Source organism: Streptomyces sp. NPDC047043 (assembly GCF_040644055.1).
GTDB lineage: Bacteria > Actinomycetota > Actinomycetes > Streptomycetales > Streptomycetaceae > Streptomyces.
The window spans coordinates 2,243-21,498 of sequence record NZ_JBEYVO010000013.1; the positions used below are offsets into that span (position 1 = coordinate 2,243).

At 67.9% G+C, this 19,256-nt stretch carries 28 protein-coding genes; 1 reads left to right on the plus strand and 27 read right to left on the minus strand.

Going from position 1 to position 19,256, the window contains the following annotated elements; all coding sequences use genetic code 11:
• Positions 1-193 precede the first annotated feature (193 nt).
• The 26 genes from map to ABZ880_RS21260 all read right to left on the minus strand — a co-directional run bounded on the left by map (position 194) and on the right by ABZ880_RS21260 (position 17,129).
• Positions 194-1,030, minus strand: a complete 837-nt coding sequence (gene map / locus ABZ880_RS21135; protein ID WP_361265011.1) for a type I methionyl aminopeptidase — start codon at positions 1,028-1,030, stop codon at positions 194-196.
• Between the two features lie 99 nt (positions 1,031-1,129).
• On the minus strand, positions 1,130-1,792 hold the full coding sequence (locus tag ABZ880_RS21140) for an adenylate kinase (RefSeq protein WP_361265014.1): 663 nt from the start codon (positions 1,790-1,792) through the stop codon (positions 1,130-1,132).
• Positions 1,792-3,105, minus strand: coding sequence for a preprotein translocase subunit SecY (secY, locus tag ABZ880_RS21145; protein ID WP_361265017.1), 1,314 nt, complete (start codon positions 3,103-3,105; stop codon positions 1,792-1,794). Before secY ends, ABZ880_RS21140 begins: the two co-directional genes overlap by 1 nt.
• Before the next feature lie 188 nt (positions 3,106-3,293).
• Positions 3,294-3,749 (minus strand): 50S ribosomal protein L15, encoded by a 456-nt coding sequence (rplO, locus tag ABZ880_RS21150; protein ID WP_003974249.1) that lies wholly within the window; start codon positions 3,747-3,749, stop codon positions 3,294-3,296.
• Between the two features lie 2 nt (positions 3,750-3,751).
• Positions 3,752-3,934 (minus strand): 50S ribosomal protein L30, encoded by a 183-nt coding sequence (gene rpmD / locus ABZ880_RS21155; RefSeq protein ID WP_003974250.1) that lies wholly within the window; start codon positions 3,932-3,934, stop codon positions 3,752-3,754.
• A 2-nt stretch (positions 3,935-3,936) separates the two neighbouring features.
• Positions 3,937-4,542, minus strand: a complete 606-nt coding sequence (gene rpsE, locus ABZ880_RS21160; RefSeq protein ID WP_004984517.1) for a 30S ribosomal protein S5 — start codon at positions 4,540-4,542, stop codon at positions 3,937-3,939.
• Between the two features lie 36 nt (positions 4,543-4,578).
• The gene (gene rplR, locus ABZ880_RS21165; RefSeq protein ID WP_071364959.1) at positions 4,579-4,962 is read right to left on the minus strand and encodes a 50S ribosomal protein L18; all 384 of its coding nucleotides are present in this window, start codon (positions 4,960-4,962) and stop codon (positions 4,579-4,581) included.
• 3 nt (positions 4,963-4,965) lie between these two features.
• On the minus strand, positions 4,966-5,505 hold the full coding sequence (rplF, locus tag ABZ880_RS21170; protein ID WP_269661073.1) for a 50S ribosomal protein L6: 540 nt from the start codon (positions 5,503-5,505) through the stop codon (positions 4,966-4,968).
• 24 nt (positions 5,506-5,529) lie between these two features.
• Positions 5,530-5,928 carry a 30S ribosomal protein S8 gene (gene rpsH / locus ABZ880_RS21175; RefSeq protein ID WP_007494756.1) on the minus strand — a complete coding sequence of 133 codons (399 nt, stop codon included), beginning with the start codon at positions 5,926-5,928 and terminating at the stop codon, positions 5,530-5,532.
• Between the two features lie 214 nt (positions 5,929-6,142).
• Positions 6,143-6,328 carry a type Z 30S ribosomal protein S14 gene (locus ABZ880_RS21180; RefSeq protein WP_003948630.1) on the minus strand — a complete coding sequence of 62 codons (186 nt, stop codon included), beginning with the start codon at positions 6,326-6,328 and terminating at the stop codon, positions 6,143-6,145.
• A gap of 5 nt (positions 6,329-6,333) precedes the next feature.
• A complete protein-coding gene (rplE, locus tag ABZ880_RS21185) occupies positions 6,334-6,891 on the minus strand; it encodes a 50S ribosomal protein L5 (RefSeq protein WP_020135807.1) in 558 nt (185 codons plus the stop codon).
• Positions 6,891-7,214 carry a 50S ribosomal protein L24 gene (rplX, locus tag ABZ880_RS21190; RefSeq protein WP_053674523.1) on the minus strand — a complete coding sequence of 108 codons (324 nt, stop codon included), beginning with the start codon at positions 7,212-7,214 and terminating at the stop codon, positions 6,891-6,893. Before rplX ends, rplE begins: the two co-directional genes overlap by 1 nt.
• A gap of 2 nt (positions 7,215-7,216) precedes the next feature.
• Complete coding sequence (gene rplN / locus ABZ880_RS21195) at positions 7,217-7,585, minus strand: 50S ribosomal protein L14 (protein WP_003998823.1); 369 nt, start codon at positions 7,583-7,585, stop codon at positions 7,217-7,219.
• 99 nt (positions 7,586-7,684) lie between these two features.
• Positions 7,685-7,972, minus strand: coding sequence for a 30S ribosomal protein S17 (gene rpsQ, locus ABZ880_RS21200; protein ID WP_007384073.1), 288 nt, complete (start codon positions 7,970-7,972; stop codon positions 7,685-7,687).
• Entirely contained in the window at positions 7,972-8,196 is a 225-nt protein-coding gene (rpmC, locus tag ABZ880_RS21205; protein ID WP_003974259.1) for a 50S ribosomal protein L29, read from the minus strand. The genes rpsQ and rpmC overlap by 1 nt, the downstream gene beginning before the upstream one ends.
• Positions 8,196-8,615 carry a 50S ribosomal protein L16 gene (gene rplP, locus ABZ880_RS21210; protein ID WP_266958985.1) on the minus strand — a complete coding sequence of 140 codons (420 nt, stop codon included), beginning with the start codon at positions 8,613-8,615 and terminating at the stop codon, positions 8,196-8,198. The genes rpmC and rplP overlap by 1 nt, the downstream gene beginning before the upstream one ends.
• A 5-nt stretch (positions 8,616-8,620) precedes the next feature.
• Positions 8,621-9,445 (minus strand): 30S ribosomal protein S3, encoded by an 825-nt coding sequence (rpsC, locus tag ABZ880_RS21215; RefSeq protein ID WP_361265024.1) that lies wholly within the window; start codon positions 9,443-9,445, stop codon positions 8,621-8,623.
• On the minus strand, positions 9,445-9,792 hold the full coding sequence (rplV, locus tag ABZ880_RS21220) for a 50S ribosomal protein L22 (RefSeq protein ID WP_003974262.1): 348 nt from the start codon (positions 9,790-9,792) through the stop codon (positions 9,445-9,447). Before rplV ends, rpsC begins: the two co-directional genes overlap by 1 nt.
• Positions 9,793-9,836: 44 nt before the next feature.
• Positions 9,837-10,118: a 30S ribosomal protein S19 gene (rpsS, locus tag ABZ880_RS21225; RefSeq protein ID WP_030930516.1), complete on the minus strand. Its 282-nt coding sequence runs from the start codon at positions 10,116-10,118 to the stop codon at positions 9,837-9,839.
• 12 nt (positions 10,119-10,130) lie between these two features.
• Positions 10,131-10,967 (minus strand): 50S ribosomal protein L2, encoded by an 837-nt coding sequence (rplB, locus tag ABZ880_RS21230; protein ID WP_361265027.1) that lies wholly within the window; start codon positions 10,965-10,967, stop codon positions 10,131-10,133.
• A 40-nt stretch (positions 10,968-11,007) separates the two neighbouring features.
• Complete coding sequence (gene rplW, locus ABZ880_RS21235; protein WP_361265030.1) at positions 11,008-11,427, minus strand: 50S ribosomal protein L23; 420 nt, start codon at positions 11,425-11,427, stop codon at positions 11,008-11,010.
• Positions 11,427-12,083 (minus strand): 50S ribosomal protein L4, encoded by a 657-nt coding sequence (gene rplD, locus ABZ880_RS21240; RefSeq protein WP_030930525.1) that lies wholly within the window; start codon positions 12,081-12,083, stop codon positions 11,427-11,429. The genes rplW and rplD overlap by 1 nt, the downstream gene beginning before the upstream one ends.
• Before the next feature lie 8 nt (positions 12,084-12,091).
• Positions 12,092-12,736: a 50S ribosomal protein L3 gene (gene rplC / locus ABZ880_RS21245; protein WP_232031828.1), complete on the minus strand. Its 645-nt coding sequence runs from the start codon at positions 12,734-12,736 to the stop codon at positions 12,092-12,094.
• Between the two features lie 17 nt (positions 12,737-12,753).
• Complete coding sequence (gene rpsJ, locus ABZ880_RS21250) at positions 12,754-13,062, minus strand: 30S ribosomal protein S10 (RefSeq protein ID WP_003948644.1); 309 nt, start codon at positions 13,060-13,062, stop codon at positions 12,754-12,756.
• A gap of 405 nt (positions 13,063-13,467) precedes the next feature.
• Positions 13,468-16,695: a tetratricopeptide repeat protein gene (locus ABZ880_RS21255; protein ID WP_361265035.1), complete on the minus strand. Its 3,228-nt coding sequence runs from the start codon at positions 16,693-16,695 to the stop codon at positions 13,468-13,470.
• On the minus strand, positions 16,692-17,129 hold the full coding sequence (locus ABZ880_RS21260) for a hypothetical protein (RefSeq protein ID WP_361265038.1): 438 nt from the start codon (positions 17,127-17,129) through the stop codon (positions 16,692-16,694). Before ABZ880_RS21260 ends, ABZ880_RS21255 begins: the two co-directional genes overlap by 4 nt.
• A gap of 286 nt (positions 17,130-17,415) precedes the next feature.
• On the opposite strand from ABZ880_RS21260, the gene ABZ880_RS21265 reads away from it, so the two are divergent.
• Entirely contained in the window at positions 17,416-18,588 is a 1,173-nt protein-coding gene (locus ABZ880_RS21265; RefSeq protein ID WP_361265041.1) for a right-handed parallel beta-helix repeat-containing protein, read from the plus strand.
• A 36-nt stretch (positions 18,589-18,624) separates the two neighbouring features.
• On the opposite strand, the gene ABZ880_RS21270 is transcribed toward ABZ880_RS21265, so the two are convergent.
• Positions 18,625-19,206 (minus strand): helix-turn-helix domain-containing protein, encoded by a 582-nt coding sequence (locus ABZ880_RS21270; RefSeq protein WP_361265044.1) that lies wholly within the window; start codon positions 19,204-19,206, stop codon positions 18,625-18,627.
• Positions 19,207-19,256 lie beyond the last annotated feature (50 nt).

Sequence of the window (19,256 nt, forward strand, 5' to 3'; positions counted from 1 at the left end):
GCCTCCGACCGACGGTGGTGACCCAGGTCCATCACGCCAGCGGATCCGGCGCCGCCGCAATCCCGTGCTCCGCCAGCTTCGCCCTGCCGCCGTCCGCTCCTTGACACCGCTCTCGCGGGCTCGGCGCCGGGAGCGCCTCACAAGCTCCGAGCGGCTGCGCCGGCCTCCGACCGACGGTGGTGACCCAGGTCCATCACGCCAGCGGATCCGGCGCCGCCGCAATCCCGTGCTCCGCCAGCTTCGCCCTGCCGCCGTCCGGGGCCGTCAGGACCAGGGGGCCCTGCTCGGTCAGTGCGACGGAGTGCTCCCAGTGGGAGGACCATGTGCCGTCCGTGGTGATGACCGTCCAGTCGTCGGAGAGGACCTCGGTCTTGGGGGTGCCCAGGGAGACCATCGGCTCGATCGCGAGGCAGAAGCCGGGGACCAGCTTGGGGCCCTTGCCGCGGCGGCGGTCGACGTAGTTCAGCAGGTGCGGGTCCATGTGCATCTCGGTGCCGATGCCGTGGCCGCCGTAGTCCTCGATGATCCCGTACTTGCCGCCGCCGGGCTTCGGCTGGCGGCGGATGTACGTCTCGATGGCACGGGAGACGTCGACCAGACGGTTGCCCTGCTTCATCGCCGCGATGCCCGCCCACATCGACTCCTCGGTGACCCGGGAGAGTTCGATCAGGTCGGGGGCGTGGCCGGAGCCGACGAAGGCGGTGTACGCCGCGTCACCGTGCCAGCCGTCGATGATCGCGCCGCAGTCGATGGAGATGACGTCGCCGTCCTTCAGGACGACGTCGTCGGAGGGGATGCCGTGAACGACGACCTCGTTGACGGAAGTGCAGATCGTGGCCGGAAAGCCGCCGTAGCCAAGGAAGTTGGGCTTGGCGTTGTGCTCGGCGAGGACCTTGCGGGCGACCTCGTCCAGGTCCTTGGTGGTGGCTCCGGGCACCGCCGCCTCACGGGTCGCCGCGTGGATCGCGGCGACGACCAGCCCCGCCTCACGCATCTTGGCGATCTGCTCGGGGCTCTTGATCTGCACCATGGGGGCCTGCGCTCTCCGTCACTCACGTCAACCGGTTACCTGTACAACAGTACGGCCGTGACTCCCCTGCGGGTGCCACGGCCGTAACTGACTGGACGGCTACTTGCCGTCGTCCTCGCGCTTGAGGGCCTCGAGGGCCCGCTGTGTTACCTCGTCCACCGGGCCCAGGGACGAGATCGTGACGACCAGGCCCTGCGCCTTGTAGTAGTCGATGATCGGCTCGGTCTGCGTGTGGTAGACCTCGAGCCGGGTGCGGACGGTCTCCTCGGAGTCGTCGTCGCGCTGGTACAGCTCACCGCCGCAGACGTCGCAGACGCCTTCCTTCTTCGCCGGGCTGTACGTCACGTGGAAGACGTGCGCCGAGTCGTTGCGGCAGATACGCCGGCCGGCGATCCGCTTCACGACCTCTTCCTCGGGGACCTCGAGGTCGAGTACCGCGTCCAGCTTGATGCCCTCGGTCTTGAGCAGCTCGTCGAGCGCCTCGGCCTGCGAGACATTGCGCGGGAAACCGTCCAGCAGGAAGCCGCCCTCGGCGTCCGGCTGTTCCATGCGGTCCTTCGCCATCGCGATGGTGACCTCGTCGGGGACGAGGTTGCCGGCGTCCATGTAGGACTTCGCGAGTTTCCCGAGCTCCGTCTGCTGGCTGATGTTGGCGCGGAACAGGTCGCCCGTGGAGATGTGCGGGATCGACAGCTTCCCGGCAAGGCGCGTGGCCTGGGTGCCCTTTCCAGCACCGGGCGGCCCGACGAGGACGATTCGCATCAGCGGAGGAACCCTTCGTAATTGCGCTGCTGGAGCTGGCTCTCGATTTGCTTCACCGTCTCGAGACCGACACCCACGATGATCAGGATGCTCGTCCCGCCGAAGGGGAAGTTACCGGTTGCCCCGAACCCGACCAACGCCATCGTTGGTACGAGAGCGATCAGACCCAGATACAGCGAACCCGGCCAGGTGATCCGGTTGAGTACGTAGCTGAGGTACTCAGCGGTCGGTCGGCCAGCCCGGATGCCCGGGATGAAGCCACCATACTTCTTCATGTTGTCGGCGACTTCTTCGGGGTTGAAGGAGATCGCCACGTAGAAGAACGCGAAGAAAACGATCAGCAAGAAGTAGCTGACCAGGTAAATCGGGTGATCACCCTTGGTCAGGTTCTGCTCGACCCAGGTCTTCCAGCCGGCCTTGCTCCCGGAGAACTGAGCGATCAGTGCCGGGATGTAGAGCAGCGACGACGCGAAGATGACGGGAATCACACCCGCCTGGTTGACCTTCAACGGGATGTAGGTCGACGTACCGCCGTAGGACCGGCGGCCGATCATGCGCTTCGCGTACTGAACGGGGATCCTGCGCTGGGCCTGCTCGACGAAGACGACCAGACCGACCATGACCAGACCGACGGCGATGACGGTGCCGAACTCGATCCAGCCGCCGGCGAGGGTGCCCTGCTTCTTGATCGCCCACAGCGCGGACGGGAAGGTCGCGGCGATCGAGATGAACATCAGGATCGACATGCCGTTGCCGATGCCGCGGTCGGTGATGAGCTCGCCGAGCCACATCACGACGGCCGTACCGGCGGTCATGCAGATGACCATGGTGATGGTGGTGAAGATCGCCTGGTCCGGGACGATGCTCGAGGCCACCGTGCAGCCGGAGAAGAGCGCGCCGCTGCGGGCGGTGGCCACCAGGCCGGTGCCCTGCAGGATGGCGAGCGCCACGGTCAGGTAGCGGGTGTACTGCGTGATCTTCGCCGTACCGGCCTGGCCCTCCTTCTTGAGGGCTTCGAGGCGCGGGATCACCACGGTCAGCAGCTGCAGAATGATGCTCGCCGTGATGTACGGCATGATGCCCAGCGCGAAGATCGTGATCTGCAGCAGCGCGCCGCCGCTGAACATGTTGACCAGACCGAACAGGCCCTGGTTGCCGGACGCCTGGTCCACACACTCCTGGACAGCCGTGTAGTTGACACCGGGGATCGGGATGTGGGTACCGACCCGGTACACCACGATGATGGCGAGCGTGAAGAGCAGTTTCTTGCGCAGGTCGGGCGTCCTGAACGCCCGGGCGAACGCGGTGAGCACGGTGCCTCCTGCGACCCCCGCGCAACTGCGTCAAGGGTGACGGTCTTGAGGTTCGACGGATACAAAAAAAGAACAGTGCTGGCTACCTTACCGGCGGCACAGCTCCCCGTGGAACGACCAACCGGGGATACCCCTTTGTGGGATATCCCCGGTCGGGATCGCTCAAGTCATCGAGACGCCTGAACGGGTCAGACGAGCTCGGTGACGGTGCCGCCGGCGGCGGTGATCTTCTCCTTGGCGGAGCCGGAGACGGCGTCGACCGTCACCTGCAGCGCCACGGAGATCTCGCCCTGGCCGAGGACCTTGACGAGGCTGTTCTTGCGAACGGCACCCTTGGCCACCAGACCCTCGACGGTGACCTCGCCACCCTCGGGGTAGAGCGCGGCCAGCTTGTCGAGGTTCACGACCTGGAACTCGGTCTTGAACGGGTTCTTGAAGCCCTTCAGCTTCGGAAGACGCATGTGGAGGGGCATCTGCCCACCCTCGAAGCGCTCCGGAACCTGGTAACGGGCCTTCGTACCCTTGGTACCACGACCGGCCGTCTTACCCTTCGACGCCTCACCACGACCGACACGGGTCTTGGCGGTCTTGGCGCCCGGGGCGGGACGGAGGTTGTGGATCTTGAGCGGGTTGTTCTCCGCCATGATCAGTCGACCTCCTCGACCGTCACGAGGTGGCGGACGGTGTGCACCATGCCGCGGAACTCGGGGCGGTCCTCCTTGACGACCTGCGTGTTGATGCCCTTGAGACCAAGGGAGCGCAGGGTGTCACGGTGGTTCTGCTTGCTGCCGATGTAGGACTTGACCTGCGTGATCTTGAGCTGCGCCATGATCACACACCCGCCCCGGCACGCGCACGGAGCAGAGCCGCGGGGGCGACGTCCTCGAGCGGCAGACCACGGCGGGCCGCGATCTCCTCGGGACGCTGCAGACCCTTCAGGGCCTCCACGGTGGCGTGCACGATGTTGATCGCGTTGTCGGAGCCGAGCGACTTCGACAGCACGTCGTGGATACCGGCGCACTCGAGCACGGCACGCACCGGACCACCGGCGATAACACCGGTACCGGGGGACGCGGGCTTGAGCAGCACGACGCCGGCAGCCTTCTCACCCTGGATGGGGTGCGGGATGGTGCCCTGGATACGGGGGACCTTGAAGAAGTGCTTCTTGGCCTCCTCAACACCCTTGGCGATGGCGGCCGGCACCTCCTTGGCCTTGCCGTAACCGACACCCACGGTGCCGTCACCGTCGCCCACCACGACCAGCGCGGTGAAGCTGAAGCGACGACCACCCTTCACAACCTTGGCGACACGGTTGATCGCGACGACACGCTCAACGTAAGCGGTCTTCTCGGCGGCGGCTGCGCCACCGTCACGACCCTTACGGTCCCGCCGCTCGCCGCCACCGGCACCGCCACCGCGGCGCTGGGGTCCAGCCATTGGATTACCTCTCTCTTTCCGCTAGCTACGAGCGGCTCAGAACTTGAGCCCGGCTTCGCGGGCGGCGTCCGCCAGGGCGGCGATGCGCCCGGCGTACTGGTTGCCACCACGGTCGAACACGACGGCCTCGACACCGGCGGCCTTGGCGCGCTCGGCGACCAGGGCACCGACCTGCTTGGCCTGCGCGGACTTGTCGCCCTCGCCACCGCGGATCGAGGTGTCCAGGGTGGACGCCGACGCAAGGGTGTGCCCCTTGAGGTCGTCGATCACCTGGGCCACGATGTGGCGGTTGGAGCGGGTAACGACCAGACGCGGACGCTCCGCCGTACCGTTGATCCGCTTGCGGATCCGGATGTGACGGCGCTTGATCGCGGCGCGCTTGTAGGCGTCGCCCTTCAGGATCTTCTGTCCGTATGCCATGGCTTACTTACCCGCCTTTCCGACCTTGCGGCGGATGACTTCGCCCTCGTACTTGACGCCCTTGGCCTTGTACGGGTCGGGCTTGCGCAGCTTGCGGATGTTGGCCGCAACCTCGCCGACCTTCTGCTTGTCGATGCCCTCGACCGAGAACCGGGTGGGGGCCTCCACCTTGAAGGTGATGCCCTCGGGCGCCTCGACGGTGATCGGGTGGCTGTAGCCGAGAGCGAACTCGAGGTTCGAACCCTTGGCCGTGACGCGGTAACCGACACCGCTGATCTCGAGCTTCTTCACGTAACCCTGGGTCACGCCGGTGATCATGTTCGCCACCAGCGTGCGGGACAGGCCGTGCAGGGCCTTGTTCTGACGCTCGTCGTTGGGGCGGGTGACGTTGAGAACGCCGTCCTCACCCTTGGCGATGTCGATCGGCGCGGCAACGGTGTGGGTCAGCGAGCCCTTGGGGCCCTTGACCGAGACCGTACGGCCGTCGATGGTGACGTCCACGCCGGCGGGAACCGTGATGGGGAGCTTGCCAATACGCGACATAGCTGTTTCCTCCGTTCCCTTCCGCTACCAGACGTAGGCGAGGACTTCCCCACCCACGCCCTTCTTGCCGGCCTGCTTGTCGGTCAGAAGACCGTGCGACGTGGAGATGATCGCCACGCCGAGGCCACCGAGGACCTTGGGCAGGTTGGTGGACTTCGCGTACACCCGGAGACCGGGCTTGGAGATCCGCTTGATGCCCGCGATGGAGCGCTCACGGTTCGGGCCGAACTTCAGCTCGAGAACGAGGTTCTTGCCGACCTCGGCGTCCTCGATCTTCCAGCCCGTGATGAAGCCCTCCTGCTGGAGGATCTCCGCGATGTGCGACTTGATCTTCGATGCCGGCATCGTCACGGAGTCGTGGTATGCCGAGTTCGCGTTCCGCAGACGCGTAAGCATGTCTGCGATCGGATCAGTCATGGTCATGAATTGGCCTTCGGCCTCTCTCGCCGGGGTTTCCTGGTGCGCCATCCCTCTCCCCGATCCGAGACGGGACGGGTGCGGCGCGGTGGACCTACGGCGTAGTAAGTCGTACGGGCGACCGTCAGGCGCCCAACCCCCCAAGCCTAAGCCATGGAGAGAGGGGCGCCTGACACGCCCATTGCTTACCGAGAGCCTCCGGAAATCCCTAAATGGGGGATTACCAGGAGCTCTTGGTCACGCCCGGCAGCTCGCCACGGTGAGCCATCTCACGAAGGCACACGCGGCACAGGCCGAACTTGCGGTACACGGAGTGGGGACGGCCGCAGCGCTGGCAGCGCGTGTAGCCACGCACGCCGAACTTGGGCTTGCGAGCAGCCTTCGCGATCAGAGCCTTCTTCGCCATCTCGCTCACGCCTCCTTGAAGGGGAAGCCGAGGTGACGAAGGAGGGCGCGGCCCTCAGCGTCGTTGGTCGCCGTGGTCACCACGGTGATGTCCATACCCCGGGTACGGTCGATCTTGTCCTGGTCGATCTCGTGGAACATGACCTGCTCGGTGAGACCGAAGGTGTAGTTGCCACGGCCGTCGAACTGCTTGGGGGACAGACCACGGAAGTCGCGGATGCGCGGGAGCGCGAGCGACAGGGTGCGGTCCAGGAACTCCCACATGCGGTCGCCACGGAGCGTGACGTGGGCACCGATCGGCTGGCCCTCACGCAGCTTGAACTGCGCGATGGACTTGCGGGCCTTGGTGACGGCCGGCTTCTGACCGGTGATCGTGGTGAGGTCGCGGATGGCGCCCTCGATCAGCTTGGAGTCGCGGGCGGCGTCGCCCACACCCATGTTGACCACGATCTTGACGAGGCCGGGGATCTGCATGACGTTCTCGTACTTGAACTCGTCACGCAGCTTGCCCGCGATCTCCTCGCGGTACTTCGTCTTGAGACGCGGAGTGGTGGTGGTAGCCATCAGATGTCCTCACCCGTCCGCTTGGCAACGCGGATCTTGTTGCCCTCGTCGTCGAAGCGGTAACCGACACGCGTGACGACCTTGTTGCCGTCCTTCTCAACGACCAGCTGGACGTTGGAGACGTGGATCGGCGCCTCGGTCGTGACGATGCCACCGGCCTGCGAACCGCGAGCGGTCGGACCGGCCTTGGTGTGCTTCTTGACCCGGTTGACACCCTCGACCAGGACGCGCTCGTCGCGCGGGTAAGCGGCAATGACCTTGCCCTGCTTGCCCTTGTCCTTGCCGGTGATGACCTGGACCAGGTCGCCCTTCTTGATCTTCATGCTTACAGCACCTCCGGAGCCAGCGAGATGATCTTCATGAACTTCTTCTCGCGCAGCTCACGCCCCACCGGGCCGAAGATGCGGGTGCCGCGAGGGTCGCCGTCGTTCTTCAGAATGACGGCGGCGTTCTCGTCGAAGCGGATGTACGAGCCGTCCGGACGGCGGCGCTCCTTGACGGTGCGAACGATGACGGCCTTGACGACGTCACCCTTCTTCACGTTGCCACCGGGGATCGCGTCCTTGACGGTGGCGACGATGACGTCACCGATGCCCGCGTAGCGGCGACCGGAGCCACCGAGCACACGGATGCAAAGGATTTCCTTCGCACCAGTGTTGTCGGCGACGCGCAGTCGCGACTCCTGCTGGATCACGTCTATCTCCTGTTTGTCTGCCGGTTCCCCAACCGGGCTGATTGCTCAGCCCGGTTGGAGCCTGGCGGAACTGTCCTGCGGGATGATCCCCGCAGGAAATTACTTGGCCTTCTCGAGGATCTCGACGACGCGCCACCGCTTCGTGGCGGACAGCGGCCGGGTCTCCGCGAGGAGGACACGGTCGCCGACACCCGCGGCGTTCTGCTCGTCGTGCGCCTTGAGCTTGTTGGTACGGCGGATGACCTTGCCGTACAGCGCGTGCTTGACGCGGTCCTCGACGGCGACGACGACGGTCTTGTCCATCTTGTCGCTGACGACGAGACCCTCACGGGTCTTGCGGAAGCCGCGGGCCTCTGCAGTCTGCTCAGTCACGTTGCTCTCACTCATCAGGCGCTCTCCACCGTCTCGATGCCCAGCTCGCGCTCACGCATCAGGGTGTAGATCCGCGCGATGTCCTTACGGACGGCCTTGAGCCGACCGTGGTTCTCGAGCTGACCGGTCGCCGCCTGGAAGCGGAGGTTGAACAGCTCTTCCTTGGCCTCGCGGAGCTTCGCCAGAAGCTCCTCGTTGCCCAGCTCGCGCAGCTCGGACGCCTTGGTACCGGCCGACATCACGCTTCACCTGCCTCGCGCTTGACGATCCGGCACTTCATCGGCAGCTTGTGCGCCGCACGAGTCAGGGCCTCACGCGCAATCTTCTCGTTGGGGTACGACAGCTCGAACATCACGCGTCCGGGCTTGACGTTGGCGATCCACCACTCCGGCGAACCCTTACCGGAACCCATGCGGGTCTCGGCAGGCTTCTTGGTGAGGGGACGGTCCGGGTAGATGTTGATCCAGACCTTGCCACCACGCTTGATGTGACGCGTCATGGCGATACGAGCGGCCTCGATCTGACGGTTCGTCACGTACGCCGGGGTGAGCGCCTGGATGCCGTACTCGCCGAACGCAACCTGCGTGCCGCCCTTGGCAGCGCCGCTGCGTCCCGGGTGGTGCTGCTTGCGGTGCTTGACCCTACGGGGGATCAGCATGACGGTCAGGCCTCCGTTCCGGTGCTCTCAGCAGCCGGAGCGGCAGCGGGAGCCTCGGCCTTGGGGGCCTCGGAGCCTGCAGCCTGCTGCGGCTTGCGACCGCGCCGCTCGCCACCGCGGCCACCACGGGCCGGGCGGTCGGCACCGCCGCGCGCCGGGCGGTTACCCGCACGGGCAGCGGCGTTCTCGGCGCGGACCTCGGCGATGTTCTTGACGTCGCCCTTGTAGATCCAGACCTTCACACCGATGCGGCCGAAGGTCGTCTTGGCCTCGAAGAAGCCGTAGTCCACGTTCGCGCGGAGCGTGTGCAGGGGCACACGGCCCTCGCGGTAGAACTCCGAGCGGGACATCTCGGCGCCACCGAGGCGGCCACCGCACTGGATCTTGATGCCCTTGGCGCCGGCCTTCATCGCCGACTGCATGCTCTTACGCATGGCGCGGCGGAAGGAGACGCGGGAGGAGAGCTGCTCGGCGACGGCCTGAGCAACCAGCTGAGCGTCCGTCTCGGGGTTCTTGACCTCGAGGATGTTCAGCTGGACCTGCTTGCCCGTGAGCTTCTCGAGGTCACCGCGGATGCGGTCGGCCTCGGCGCCACGGCGGCCGATGACGATGCCCGGACGAGCGGTGTGGATGTCCACACGCACACGGTCACGGGTGCGCTCGATCTCCACCTTCGAGATGCCGGCGCGCTCCATGCCGGACGTCATCATCCGACGGATGGCGACGTCTTCCTTGACGTAGTCCTTGTACAGCTTGTCGGCGTACCACCGGGACTTGAAGTCCGTGGTGACACCGAGCCGGAACCCATGCGGGTTAACCTTCTGGCCCATTACCGGGTTCCTTCCTTGCTGCTGACGACCACGGTGATGTGGCTGGTCCGCTTGCGGATCCGGTAGGCACGGCCCTGGGCGCGCGGACGGAACCGCTTCAGGGTCGGGCCCTCGTCGACGTACGCCTCGGAGATGAAGAGGCTGTCGGCGTCGGTGTGGTCGTAGTTGTGCGCGGCGTTGGCGATGGCGCTGTCGAGCACCTTGCCGACGGGCACGGAGGCTGCCTGCGGAGCGAATCGCAGAACAGCCTGAGCCTCCGTGGCGTCCATGCCACGGATAAGGTCCACCACGCGGCGGGCCTTCATGGGCGTAACGCGGATGTACCGCGCCTGGGCCCTGGCTTCCATGGTTGTCCCTCTCAGTTACTTACGTGTCTGAATGCGATCCGCTACTAGCGGCGCTTCGACTTCCGGTCGTCCTTGACGTGGCCCCGGAAGGTGCGCGTCGGCGAGAACTCGCCGAGCTTGTGGCCGACCATCGACTCGGTGACGAACACCGGGATGTGGGTCTTGCCGTTGTGCACCGCGATCGTGTGGCCGAGCATGGCCGGGACGATCATCGAGCGACGGGACCAGGTCTTGATGACGTTCTTGGAACCGGCTTCGTTCTGAGCATCCACCTTCTTGGCGAGGTGCTCGTCGACGAAGGGCCCCTTCTTGAGACTGCGCGGCATCTAAACCCGCTCCTAGCGCTTCTTGTTCGTCTTGCGGCGGCGGACGATGTACTTGTTCGACGCCTTCTTGGGCGAACGAGTACGACCTTCCTTCTGACCCCAGGGGCTGACCGGGTGGCGACCACCGGAGGTCTTGCCCTCACCACCACCGTGGGGGTGGTCAACCGGGTTCATCGCCACACCGCGAACGGTCGGGCGGACGCCCAGCCAGCGCTTGCGGCCGGCCTTGCCCCAGTTGATGTTGCTCTGCTCGGCGTTGCCGACCTCGCCGACCGTGGCGCGGCAGCGCTGGTCGACCAGGCGGATCTCACCGGACGGCATGCGGAGGTGGGCCATCGTGCCCTCCTTCGCGAGCAGCTGCACCGAGGCACCGGCGGAGCGGGCGAACTTGGCGCCACCGCCCGGACGAAGCTCCACGGAGTGGATCGTCGTACCGACCGGGATGTTGCGCAGCGCCAGGTTGTTGCCGGGCTTGATGTCGGCGCCGGGACCGTTCTCGATCCGGTCGCCCTGGTTCAGGCCCTTCGGCGCCAGGATGTAGCGCTTCTCGCCGTCCGCGTAGTGGAGCAGCGCGATGCGCGCGGTGCGGTTGGGGTCGTACTCGATGTGCGCGACCTTCGCCGGCACGCCGTCCTTGTCGTGACGACGGAAGTCGATCACGCGGTAGGCGCGCTTGTGGCCACCACCCTGGTGGCGGACGGTCACACGACCGGAGTTGTTACGGCCACCCTTGCTGTGCAGGGGGCGGACCAACGACTTCTCCGGCGTGGACCGCGTGACCTCGACGAAGTCGGCGACGCTGGAACCACGACGGCCCGGCGTAGTCGGCTTGTACTTGCGGATTCCCATTTCTCAGTCCTCGTCCGATATCGGACGATCCGGACCGCCCTCAGGCGGTCGGACCGCCGAAGATGTCGATACGGTCGCCCTCGGCGAGGGTCACGATCGCGCGCTTGGTGGCCGCACGCTGGCCGAAGCCGGTGCGGGTCCGCTTGCGCTTGCCGATGCGGTTGATCGTGTTGACCCCGGTGACCTTGACCGAGAAGACCGCCTGGACGGCCTGCTTGATCTGGGTCTTGTTGGCGTTCGGGTCGACGATGAACGTGTACTTGTTCTCGTCCAGGAGCGCGTAGCTCTTCTCCGACACGACCGGCTTCAGCAGGACGTCACGGGGGTCCGTGTACGACTTGCTCAGCGGCGTCTCGACGGTGTTCTTGCCCTCGGTGGCGTGGCGACGCGCCTTGGCGACGCGCGCGGCCTTGGCGGCCTTGGCCGCCTTGGAGGCAATGCTCGGGTGACGCGTAGCCATCAGGCCTCGCTCCCTTCGGTGTCGTTGGCCTTCGGGCCGGCGACGAAGGACTCGAGAGCGGCCTGGGTGAAGACCACGTCGTCCGAGACGATCACGTCGTACGTGTTCAGCTGGCCCGGCTCCAGGATGTGGACCTGGGGCAGGTTGCGGGCGGACAGCCACGCGGCCTCGTCGGCGCGGTCGACGACCAGGAGCAGGTTCTTGCGCTCCGAGATCTTGCCGAACAGCGTCTTGGCGGCCTTCGTGGAGGGGGTCTCGCCCTCGATCACGCCGGTGACGACGTGGATGCGGTTGTGGCGGGCCCGGTCGGTGAGGGCGTGACGCAGGGCGGCAGCCTTCATCTTCTTCGGGGTCCGCTGCGAGTAGTCACGCGGCTGCGGGCCGTGGACGACGCCACCGCCGGCGAACTGCGGCGCACGGGTCGAGCCCTGACGGGCGCGGCCGGTGCCCTTCTGGCGGTACGGCTTCTTGCCGCCACCACGGACCTCGCCACGGGTCTTCGTCTTGTGCGTGCCCTGGCGGGCAGCCGCGTTCTGCGCGACGACGACCTGGTGGATCAGCGGGATGCTGACCTTCTCCACGCCGAAGATCTCCGCAGGGAGCTCGACGGAACCGGTCTTCTCGCCGGCAGGCGAAAGGATGTCAACAGTGCTCATCGGTTACCTCAGGCCCCCTTGGCCGCGGTGCGGACCAGGACGAGGCCGCCGTTCGGACCGGGAACCGCGCCCTTGATGAGCAGCAGACCCTTCTCCGCGTCAACGGCGTGGACGGTCAGGTTCTGGGTGGTGACACGCTCGTTGCCCATGCGACCCGCCATGCGGAGGCCCTTGAACACGCGGCCCGGGGTGGCGCAGCCACCGATGGAACCGGGCGAGCGGTGCTTGCGCTGGGTGCCGTGACCGGCGCCGAGGCCCTTGAAGTTGTGACGCTTCATGACACCGGCGAAGCCCTTGCCCTTGCTCTTGCCGGTCACGTCGACCTTCACGCCGGCCTCGAACACCTCAGCGGTGATCTCCTGGCCCAGCGTGTACTCGGAGGCGTCCGCGGTGCGGATCTCGACGAGGTGGCGACGGGGGGTGACGTCGGCCTTGGCGAAGTGGCCCTTGAGGGGCTTGTTCACCTTGCGCGGGTCGATCTCGCCGAAGGCGATCTGGACCGACTCGTAGCCGTCGCTGTCGTTCGTACGGACCTGGGTGACGACGTTGGGGCCGGCCTTGACGACGGTGACCGGAACGACGCGGTTGTTCGCGTCCCACACCTGCGTCATGCCGAGCTTCTCGCCCAGGATGCCCTTGATCTGCTTAGCCATTCTCAGCTCACCGACCCTCAGAGCTTGATCTCGATGTCGACACCGGCCGGGAGGTCGAGTCGCATCAGAGAGTCAACGGTCTTGGGGGTGGGGTCGAGAATGTCGATCAGGCGCTTGTGCGTGCGCATCTCGAAGTGCTCGCGCGAGTCCTTGTACTTGTGCGGCGACTTGATGACGCAGTACACGTTCTTCTCAGTGGGCAGCGGCACCGGGCCCGCGACCGACGCACCAGTGCGGGTCACCGTCTCGACGATCTTCTTCGCCGAGGAGTCGATGACCTCGTGGTCGTAGGCCTTGAGCCGGATGCGGATCTTCTGTCCCGCCATGGCTACTCAGTAGTCCTGTCTCTATACAGCTCTGGAACCCGGCGGCTTCACCCTCGTTCTCCGACCCACGCGGTCGGGCGTGTCGCGCTTTCGCTGACACAGATGTCCCTTGTTCGAACATCCCTGCCGGGAAAACACGGCCCTTCCGGAACCGCAGGCCGAGGACGAGAAGTCCACCGGGTGCCTGGCCGGTGCCGCACTGACACTTCCCGAAAGATTCCCGTACGTCCGCCCCAGTGCTGCCGAAGTGGCAGTTAGGACGACGAGTACTGTGGGACTCGCTTTCGGTCCTCCCGGCGGGAGGCGCGCAGCATCAACACTCGACCGAGCAACTCCGACAGTCTGCCATATGGGGCGGGGGCCTGGCCAATCGAGCCGGAGAGAATACCCCGAGGGTGACGTAGGTCAAACACGGGGCCGATCCGGCTCGGGGATGCCCTCCCGTTTGCGCCGGAAGTCGGCGGCGTCGGAGTGCATGCCGAGGGCCTCGCAGACGTCCGCCAGGATACCGAGCGCCTGTTTGAGCGCGGGAATGAAGACGGGGTTGCGCTCGGCCGCCGGCCAGTACGTGTTCACGGCGTCGACCGCCTCCGCCAGCGCCGCGTCGAGGTCCGCACCGGCCTTCTGCCGCATCAGGGCGTACCTCAGCTGTGCCTTGGTGAACTCGAGCAGACGGTCGCCGTCCGAGGTGGAGCGCGGCCGGAGCAGGTCGAGGCTCTCCTGACTGACGGCGAGCATCTCGTCGTGCCGCCCGAGGGCGCCGAGTTGTTCGCCGAGAGAGCCGAGGGCCAGGGCGAGCTGCCCGGTGTGGCCGGCGGGGTCCATCGCGGCCAGCTGCCGGAAGCGCCCCACGGCCTCGGTCAGTGCCTCCACGGCTTCCGCCGGGCTGCCGACGGCGCCGTGCCGTACACCCATGTTGTAGACGGCGACGGCGAGGAGCGGCATGTAGGTGCGCGGGTCCTCCTGCGCGAGGTCCCGGTGGAGGGCCAGGGCCTCGCGGGCGGGTGCGATCGCGTCTGCGGGCCGGCCCGCCTCGGCGAGGCGGAGACACAGGTTGTTCAGCGCGGGGGCCAGGATCTCCCGGTACGACGGCTCGTCGCGAGCGAGCCGCCGGAGGATGGCCACTGACTCCTCGTCGGGGCCGGGAGCCTCGGTCCTGCGGCCGGTGGCGGACAGTGTGTCGGCGACTCGGCCGAGGAGTTCGGCGACGTTCGGCAGGTGCGCGTCCGGGTCGGCCTCGGCGAGCCGGCGGAACAGGGCGAGCGCCTCCTCGAAGGCGGCCAGCGCCTCTCTGCGGCGGGACAGGGTCGCGAGCTGCTCGCCGAGGTTCTGCAGGGCCCCGGCGAGGTGGAAGCGGAACTCGGCGGGATTGCTCTTCTCCAGCCGGCGGAACAGTTCGGCGGCCTCGGTGGTGGGCGCCAACGCCTCCTCGTGCCGGCCGAGGCGGGCCAGCGTGCGCCCGAGGCCGCTCAACGCGGCGGCGAGGCCCGGAAGTTCGGACTCAGGAGCCGCGTCCGCAAGGACCCGTCCATACTCCAGGGCAGCCCCGTAGACCTTCAGGGCGTCCTCCGGCCGGTCGTTCTCGTCCAGGAGCGAGGCGAGCTGCCGGGCCGCCGCCGTACAGCCGGACAGGTGCCGCGCCATCGTCCGGGCGGGGTCGCTCCGGATGACCTCGTCGTACATCACCAGCGCGATCTCGGCGTACTCCAGAGCCTTCGCCGTATGGCCGAGCTGCCTCAGCCGCGACACGAGCGTGCCCGTCGCATGGGCGAAGGGCGCCATGTAGCGCTCCTCGTCGCCCTGTGCCAGGTTGCGCATGATCTCCACCGCGGCCCTGGCCGTCTCGGCCGCGTCCTGCAGATCGCCGGCGGTCGCGAGCAGGTCGCTGAGGTGGCTCAGGGCCATGGCGTGGTTGTGCAGGTCGATCCCGCGTGCCTGCCGGTCGGGGTTGCCCGCCTCCACGACCGCGCGGCTGTGCTCCAACGCCTGTGACTCGGCTTCCAGCGCCTCGCTCTTGCGGCCCGCGTGCGCCAGCCGGACGGCCAGTGTGTGCAGTGCCGGCGCCCGCTCGCGATCGTCGGTGTCCTCGGCCAGAAGGCGCTCCACGACCCGCTCGGTCAGCACCGCGTACCCGACGTCGATGTCCACGTGCCGCGTGTTCCCGGTGATCGACCGGAATCGCTCCTCGATCCCCTCCACCATCCCGAAGTCCAGCTCGGCGATGTCCGCGAGCGACATCAGCGCCGCGCTGCCCGCGGCCAGGGCCAGCCCGGGGTCCTCCCGCAGCACCGGGAACAGATGCCCGTGCCCCACGTGCGGCCAGCGGTCGGCCGCCTCCGCGAGGAAGGTCACCGCGCGGGGTGTCCACGGCGCCGCCGCCCCGTCGCCGCCGCGTGCCAGCAGCGCGGTGACGCCGAGCGCGGCCCAGGGGTCGGTGGCGTACCCGGTGACGGGACTGCCCGGCAGGCTGAGCGCGAGGAAGTCCTCGGCGAGCCGGTCGGGCAGCAGGGGCTGGAGGACCTGGGCGCGGGCCGGGCCGCCGGGCGGGTAGCAGACGGCGTGATCGCCCAGCAGCACGTCCGGCTCCGCCTCCGGCAACAGCCGGCCCAGCAGACCGCGCCCGGCGGCAGGGCTCACCGGCCCGGTCAGTACGGCGGTGAAGACGGCCCGCGCCATGACGTGGTCGGGCGTGCGGTGCGGCAACCCGGCGGCCGCGTTCTCGTACAGCTGCCGCCAGTTCTCGTGCTCGCGGTCGAGCAGGTACGCGGTGAGGCCGACCATGTCGTCGGGCGGCCGGCGGCCGTGCGCCCGCGCGTCCACGGCGACCAGCGCGGCCATCTGCACGGCGAGCGTCAGCCCGAAGTCGGGGTGGTCGAGAGGTCCGGGCGGCGGGATCGGGTCGGCGGCCTCGACCTCGGGGTACTGCGCGGCGAAACAGGCCCGGGCGGTGCGGAACATGTGGTCGCGTTCGGCGCCGTCGGCCGGCAGCGGCCGTAGCTCCTGGTCGGAGGTGTCGATGTTCTCGCGGAGCCGGTTGAGCTGGCCCCGGACCGCCGGCCAGCCGTGCGCGGAGCGGGCGATCAGCAGGACCCGGGCCGGTATGCCCTGCCGGAGCAGGCTGTTGTGGAACAGCCAGCTCAGATGGGAGGCGGGCCAGCGGTCGGCGTAGTCGACGAGGACGAGGACACCGCGGTGCCCGTCGAGGGCCAGGTCCTGGCTGCCCTCCGCGGGCGGCGCCGTGTCCGTGCCGTGCACGGCGTCGACGACCTTCCAGCCGGCCGCCTCGGCGTCGGCGGCGAGCCGGGCGGCCAGCCGGGTCTTGCCCTGACCGCCGGGCCCGTGCAGCCAGCGCACCGCGAACCGTGCGGGCCCGTCGCGCCAGGCGGTCAGCTCCCCCAGTTCGGCGTCCCGTCCGGTGAAGTCGACGACCTCGGCGCGCGCGTCGAGCATGCGGCTGGGCTGCGCCCTGAGCCAGCCGGCGTCGGCGGCGGGCGCCCCGCGGCGGGCGAACAGCAGGTAGACCGGGGTGCCGTCGCCGAAGACGTGCAGATCGGCGCCGACCACGCCGTAGGCGAAGCCGCCTTCGGCGCGGACGTCCTGCCGCCGGGTCCGGGGAGCGTCCGCCCCGGTCACCGCTGGTCGTCCGGGTCCGGGGCGAGGGGGACCTGGTTCACCGAGTAGTGGATGACGTTGCCGCCCTGGGCCGCGTAGGCCGTACCGCCGTCACGGGCGATGTTGGTCTGCTGCCAGTGCTGTCCGGCCTCCGGGGACTGCAACTGCGCGAGGATCTCCAGGAGTTCCGCCTCGGCGTCCGGGTGGTCCTCCAGCAGCGTCTGCAGCTGGTACTGCCACGACCCGACCAGCGACTGCCGGGCACGGTCCGCGTCACCGGCGGCGGCGACCCGGGCCGCACCCCGTTCCAGCTCCGCCGCCTGCTCGTCGCCGTCGCCCTGACGCCTGAAGAGCCGTACGAAAAGTGCCTTCGTCGCCTCCCAGCCCGACGTGGCCATGGTGTTGACGAGGGTCGTCGCGGCGCTGAGTGCGAGAGCCGCGGCGGGATCCGACATGACCGCCTCCTGTCATGGGCCCATCCGGCGGGGCACACGCTTCAGTGTGCGCCACTGGGCCCCCAACTGCCCTACGCCTGTGCCGAATTCGCCATCTCCCCCACAGTCGCCGCGGCGCCCGGTGTCACACGACCACGCCACCCGTTCGGTTCATGTCCGTGAATAAGAATCAAGCACCCGCCTATTGACGCGTTCATAGCAAGCGCTTACGTTCCCGATCGAGAACACGAGAAAGCGCTTTCTCCTGCACGACACCCCTGGTCACGGACGAACCGGAGGCACCATCATGCAAGTGAGATCCGTCCTCGCGTCAGTCAGCCTGCTGGCCGGCGCCCTCGTCGCGCTGTCCGGCGCCCCGGCGCAGGCCGCGAGCACCACGCAGTACGTGTCGCCCAGCGGCACCGACAGCGCGGCCGGCACCCAGTCCGCCCCGACGACGCTCGCCACCGCGATCAGCCGCATCGCGTCGGGTGGCACGATCTACCTGCGCGGCGGGACGTACAACTACTCTTCGACGATCACGATCCCGGCGGGCAGCAACGGCACCTCCAGTGCCCGCACCACCCTGTCCGCCTATCCGGGCGAGACGCCGGTGCTCAACTTCTCGGCGCAGAGCGAGAGTTCGTCGAACCGCGGGCTCCAGCTGAACGCCAACTACTGGCACCTCTACGGCATCACCGTCCAGCACGCCGGCGACAACGGCATCTACGTCGGCGGCAGCAACAACGTCGTCGAGCGCGTGGTGACGGCGTACAACCGCGACACGGGTCTGCAGCTGGGCCGCATCTCCTCCAGCACGCCGAGCTCCCAGTGGCCGACGAACAACCTGATCGTGAGCTCCGAGTCGCACGACAACGCCGACTCCGACGGCGAGGACGCGGACGGCTTCGCCGCGAAGCTGACCACCGGCACCGGGAACGTCTTCCGCTACGACGTCTCCCACAACAACATCGACGACGGCTGGGACCTGTACACGAAGACCGACACCGGCGCGATCGGCCCGGTGACCATCGAGTACGCGCTGTCCTACGGAAACGGCACGCTCAGCGACGGCACCGTGAACTCCAACGGCGACCGCAACGGCTACAAGCTCGGCGGCGACGACATCGCGGTCAACCACGTCGTGCAGCACAGCATCGCCTACCGCAACGGTCATCACGGGTTCACGTACAACAGCAACCCGGGCAGGATGACCATCTCCAACAACGTCGGCGTCGACAACGCCGAGCGCAACTTCTCCTTCGACGCGGGCACCTCGGTCTTCCGGACCAACACCTCGTGCCGGTTCGCGGTCAGCGGCTCGAACGACAAGACGGTCGGCGACGCCGACAGCTCCAACCAGTTCTGGACCGGCACGAACGGCTCCCGCTGCTCCTCCTACAGCGGCAGCCTGGGCTGGTCCTTCGCTTCGGACGGGAAGCTCGCGGTGACCTTCGGGGGCAAGGTCGTGACGCCGTAGCCGACTCCGGTCGCGGTCGCCCGGCACCCGGTGCGGTCATCGGGTGCCGGGTGACGTCGGCGCGCGCAGGCCGTCGAGCGCGGCCCGGAGGATCGGTTCCAGGTACCCCGCGTCGCCGTGGATGGTGGCGATGGCGATGACCAGGTCGAGGACCTGCTCGAGCGTGAGGTCGTCGCGGACCTCGTGGTCGCGTTGCGCGGCGGCGAGCAGCGGCCGGCCGGCGGCCAGCACCCGGGCGCGGTTGTCGCCGAACACCGGGTTGCTGTCGTCCGAGTGCTTGAGCAGCTCGGCGGCGACGTGCCGCTTCCTGGTGGAGAAGGCGAAGAACTCCGAGAGCCAGGCGGTCAGCCGCGCCCCGGGCGACTCGCCGCCGACGGTCCCGGCCGCATCGCAGACGGCGCTGACCTCGTCGGTGTAGAGGGCTTCCAGGAGCTCCTGGCGGCCGGGAAAGTTGCGGTACAGCGTGGCCATGCCGACACCGGCGCGGCGCGCGACCTCAGCCATCGACACCTGGGCGTCGGGAGCGGCGAACGCGGTGCGGGCGGCAGCGAGGATCCGGTCGCGGTTGCGCTCGGCGTCGGCACGTCTCACAGGGGGGCGGGGCGCCGGTCGGGACATGGAGGAAGCTTATCGAGCACTAAACGGATAGCCTATCCGCTACAGTGATG